The 4,701-nt window shown below is 74.1% G+C and carries 4 protein-coding genes; all 4 read right to left on the reverse strand.

Features of this window, described 5'->3' with window-relative positions; translation table 11 throughout:
* Positions 1-122: 122 nt before the first annotated feature.
* A complete protein-coding gene (locus AC5LUJ_RS13705) occupies positions 123-1,457 on the reverse strand; it encodes an N-acetylmuramoyl-L-alanine amidase (RefSeq protein ID WP_445548593.1) in 1,335 nt (444 codons plus the stop codon).
* 510 nt (positions 1,458-1,967) lie between these two features.
* Positions 1,968-2,294 (reverse strand): thioredoxin, encoded by a 327-nt coding sequence (gene trxA, locus AC5LUJ_RS13710; protein WP_250286129.1) that lies wholly within the window; start codon positions 2,292-2,294, stop codon positions 1,968-1,970.
* Between the two features lie 174 nt (positions 2,295-2,468).
* A complete protein-coding gene (gene trxB / locus AC5LUJ_RS13715; RefSeq protein ID WP_250286128.1) occupies positions 2,469-3,506 on the reverse strand; it encodes a thioredoxin-disulfide reductase in 1,038 nt (345 codons plus the stop codon).
* Between the two features lie 334 nt (positions 3,507-3,840).
* Positions 3,841-4,701, reverse strand: an 861-nt coding sequence (locus AC5LUJ_RS13720) for an RsmA family anti-sigma factor (RefSeq protein WP_493465043.1), incomplete at its 5' end; no start/stop codon positions are given.

Consider the following 4,701-nt stretch of genomic DNA (forward strand, 5'->3'; position numbering starts at 1 on the left):
TGCGGCGCGGGACCGGTGGGGCGAGGAAGCCGGCTGCCCCGGTCTTCCAGGGCGGAAGGATGTCAGCGCGCTGGAGACCCGGCGGGCGTCCAGGCCAGCGGCTCCGGTCCGCAGCCGTCGGGTCAGCGGGGGCGGCGGGAGGCGAGGGTCGGGACTCGCAGCTGGCCGGTCGGTGGGTCAAGGTCCGGCGGCAGGAACAGCCGCTGCACCGCGGCGAGGATCGCCTCGGCGACGGTGTCCCGGAACTCCGGCGACCCGAGCGCGGCGGCGTCGTGCGGGTTCGTCAGATACCCCAGATCCGTCCGGATCGCCGGCATCCTCGTCCGCCGCAGCAGCTCCCACGTCTTGGCGTGGGTCCGGCAGTCGACCAGGTCCGTGCGGGAGACCAGCTCCTTCTGGACGAGCGTGGCCAGCCGCTCGCCCACGGCGGACGAGCCCCGGGCGTTGCCGAAGTAGTAGGACGACACCCCCTGGGCCCGGGGTGACCTCCCCGCGTCCAGGTGCAGCGACACCAGCAGGTCCGCGCCGATCTCGTTCGCGCGGTGCGCCCGCTCGACGTCGTCCGGGGACTCGTGCGGGCCGTGCAGGAGGTAGGCCTCCAGCCCGGAGGCCAGCAGCCGGGCCTCCAGCCGGGCGGCGAGATCGGCGATGAGGTCGCGCTCGCAGAGGTCGCCGACGGTGACTCCAGGGTCGTTCCCGCCGTGGCCGGGGTCGACCGCGACCACGACACCGAGCAGGGACGGGCCCCGCTGGAGCAGCCGCACCGACTCCCGCAGCACGTCCGGGCGGCCACCGACGACGGTGCGCTCCAGCTTCTTCAGCTCCCGCAGGGTCAGCGGCCCGCAGCGGCCGTCGGGCTCCAGCGCGCGGTTGTACTGGAAGTCCCTGAGGGCCGCCTCGGTCCGCGGGCCGAAGATGCCGTCCGTCCGTCCCACGTCGAACCCCATGTTCGACAGCCGTTCCTGCAGCGCTGCCACGTCGTCCCCGATGAAGGGATGGTTGACGCTGTAGAAGAGCAGCCGGTCGCCCAGCCTGCGACGGGCCTCCTCCAGGGCGCGGAAGGTGTCCGGGCCGACGATGCCGTCCGCGGACAGCCCCCGGCTCTGCTGGAACGCCCGGACGGCCCGGTCGAGGGCGGCGTCGAACTCCAGGGCCACGTCGAGTTCGCGGGCGGCACTGAGTTCGCGGGCGGCATCGAAGCGGGCCGCCGCCGGCGGCGGCCTGTCGGGTGTTCCCGCCCGGGCACCGCTTCGTGGCCCGCCCGGTAGCCCGCCGCCCGGCAGCCCGCTGGTCGGTGGTCCGGCCGGTTGTGGCAGATCTGTCCCGCTCGGCCGCAGCCGGCCGGCCGCGGAGGCCTCCTGCTGGTGCGGCGCGGCCGGCAGGAACGACAGGGAGATCAGCGCGGCGCGTATCTCGGCGACCGAGGGGTCGCGGTCGCCGAGACGCAGGAGTTTGATCCTGCGGTTACCACTCGAACCTGCTCGCGGACGGGTCACGGAGACACAGGCTAGCGGCTGGGGCGTCTCTGACAGATGTTCGATCGCGTGGGTGGCGCCCACGCGGCCACCCGCCGCGTTGTCGTCGTCGCCCATAACTTCCGCTGTGAAACGCCCCCGTCCGGCAGTAGGCGCCGCGGGGGGACCCCGCTGTCCTCCGCCGGGCGGGAGGCCGCCTGGGCGCCGTCCGCATCGGCCAACGTCCATCAGGCACGCCCTGGACCCGCCGCCGTCGCCGCGGTCGTGGGGCAGCCGGGTGGCGGCCGGTGGATTTTCCCGTGCCGGCGGCGGCCCGGCCCACGCGGGTCCCGGCGGGCCGAGCCGCGGTGGCCGTGCTTCTCGCACGCCTGTGGCCTGCCTGGATCGGCGGACCGATCCGGACAGGCCACAGGTCCGGTGGGACGCGCGGGACGCCCCTTCCGACGGGCGTCCGCGGTGGGCGTCCCGGGGGACGCCTCAGATGCACACGCCTCAGATGTACGCGGAGAGATCCCGCAGCAGGGCGGCCTTCGGCTTCGCGCCGACGATGCTCTTGTCCACCTCGCCGTTGACGAACACGGCCAGGGTGGGGATGGACAGGATCTGGTACTGCCGAGCGGTCTGCGGGTTCTCGTCGATGTTGAGCTTGACGACCCGCAGCTTGTCACCGTGCTCGGCGGCGATCTCCTCGAGGACCGGGGCGACCAGCCGGCAGGGCCCGCACCACTCCGCCCAGAAGTCGACCAGGACGGGCACCTTGCTCTTCAGGACCTCCTCGGTGAAGGTGTTGTCGGTGACGGGCTGGGTGGCTCCTGCCATGATGATCTCCTCCTGGTTGTTGTCGATGCTTTCGGTTGTCGCCGCCGGGCCGGTCATCGCCGGTGGGCACCGTGTGGACGGCCGCGCCGCCGGCCGGGGACGGCGCGCCCGAGACTGCGTCCGTCGGCACGGGCACGGGCACGGGCACGGACACGGACACGGGTGGCGGGGTGGTCAGGACGGGGCCGCTCCGGCGACAGCCTCGGCGGGCGCCCGGGGCGGCCGACCGGTCGCGCCCTCGCGGGCGGCCAGATGGCGTTCGGCGTCCAGCGCCGCGGCGCACCCGGTGCCGGCCGCCGTGATGGCCTGCCGGTAGATGTGGTCCACGACGTCGCCGCAGGCGAACACACCGGGCAGGCTGGTGCGGGTGGACGGATGCTCGACCGCGACGTAGCCGGCGGCGTCCAGGTCGAGCTGGCCGCGGACGAGTTCGGTGCGCGGCTCGTGGCCGATGGCGACGAACAGCCCGCTGGCGGCTATCTCGCTGGTCTCACCGGTCACGGTGTCGCGGACCCGGACGCCGGTGACCCGCTCCTCGCCGAGGACTGCCACGACCTCGGCGTTCCAGCGGAAAAGGATCTTGTCGTTGGCGAACGCGCGCTGCTGCATGATCGCGCTTGCCCGCAGCCTGTCCCGCCGGTGGATGATGGTGACGGACCGGCCGAAGCGGGTCAGGAACGTCGCCTCCTCCAGCGCGGAGTCACCGCCGCCGACGACGAGGATGTCCTGGTCCCGGAAGAAGAAGCCGTCGCAGGTCGCGCACGCGGATACCCCGCGTCCCAGCAGCCGCTCCTCGTCCGACAGGCCGAGCCGGCGGTACGCCGAGCCGGTGGCGATGATCACGGTGTGGGCGCGGTAGGTCCGGTCCTCGGCAGTCACGATCTTCGGGTCGGCCCGCAGGTCGACCGCGGTGACGTCCTCGGCGAGCAGTTCCGCGCCGAAGCGCTCGGCCTGCCGGCGGATGCCTTCCATCAGGTCGGGGCCCTGGATGCCCTCGGGGAAACCGGGGAAGTTCTCCACCTCGGTCGTGGTCATCAGCGCGCCGCCGGCAGCCACCGAACCCTCGAAGACCAGCGGGCGCAGGTTCGCGCGCGCCGTGTATATCGCCGCGGTGTAGCCGGCCGGACCGGATCCGATGATGATGACATCTCGGACATCGGGATCCCGGGCGCCCGGGATGCTCGATTCGTTCCCGCTGCTGTGCGCGGTCACATCTCCACCTGTCCCTTCAGATCGCCGGCTGTCGCCGGTGAGGCCGTGCGCCAGCCACAACTGTCCCATTGCGCACCCGATTCCCTCGTCTGTGCTCCCGCACCGCCGCCGGGCTCGCCCGGCCGTGCCCCGCCGGGCGACGCCAGGCCCGCCCGGCGTCGCCCGCGGAACTGTCGCGGCAGCGCCGGAGCCGCTTCGCGAAGGGCCGCGGATCGTTACCGGCGCACCTGTGACCAGGGGCCGGGCATGACCTGGGCCGCACCCGGCGGATGATGGCCGCCCGCACGGGCGGCCGCCCGCGTCCACCGGCATCCAGCGGCCATGGCCCGGTTGGCTACCGCCGGGGCGTGGTGGTGCTGTACCACGTCGCGGCCGCGATGTTGGTCACCCCGCACCGCTCGTCAAGGACGATCACTTGCAGCTTGTCGGGATCGGCCGGGACGGACAGCACGACGAGCACGGCCGGCCGCCCGTCGAAAGCAACGAGATCCAACGCGATGACGTTGCCGCCGCTCTGGGTCGCCAGGCTGAGGTAGCAGGTGCGCAGGGCCGGCTGGGTGAGCTCGGTGACGAGGGCCGCCGCGGCGGCGGGCGGTAGCGGCGCCGCCGCGGCGGCGTAGTCGCGCAGCGGCACCTTGAGCGTCCCCTTGATCCGTCCGGACAGCAGGTCGAGGGTGTGCTGGGGGACGTCGGAGATGCTGAGCGGATGCCCGGTGTGCGCGAATATCGCCGCCGTGGCGGTGGCGGCGCCCTCGTCGGCGTCGACCGCCGTCGTGGCGGGGGCCGCGGGAGCCGCCGCACCGTCGCTCGAGCCTCCCCCCGCGGCACTGCGCGCCCCCTCGGACGATCCGGTGATGTCGGCCGACAGCGGTGCCACGGCCTGGCTGACGGCCTCGCTGGCGCTGTTCCGCCCGGTCTGCCGGCCCAGCACCCCCACGAGGCCGATCACCGCGACGATAACCGTCAGGCAGGCCGCCGCCGCGCTCAGCCACGGAGGGATCTGCCCCACCTGGAGCGGCCGCCCGGTCTGCCTGACGCGGCCACGCGCCCATTCCCCCGGCGCCCCGGGACGCGGCCGGTCGCGCGTGCGGGACTGCCGCTGCGGCCGCTGCGGCCGCAGCCAGCGCGCCGGCCGCCGTGGCGCCGACCGCGGCGGCACCGGCTCGAGGCCGCCCGCCTCGAGCCGGCCCCGACC

It is taken from the genome of Protofrankia sp. CiP1_Cm_nod3 (assembly GCF_982290655.1).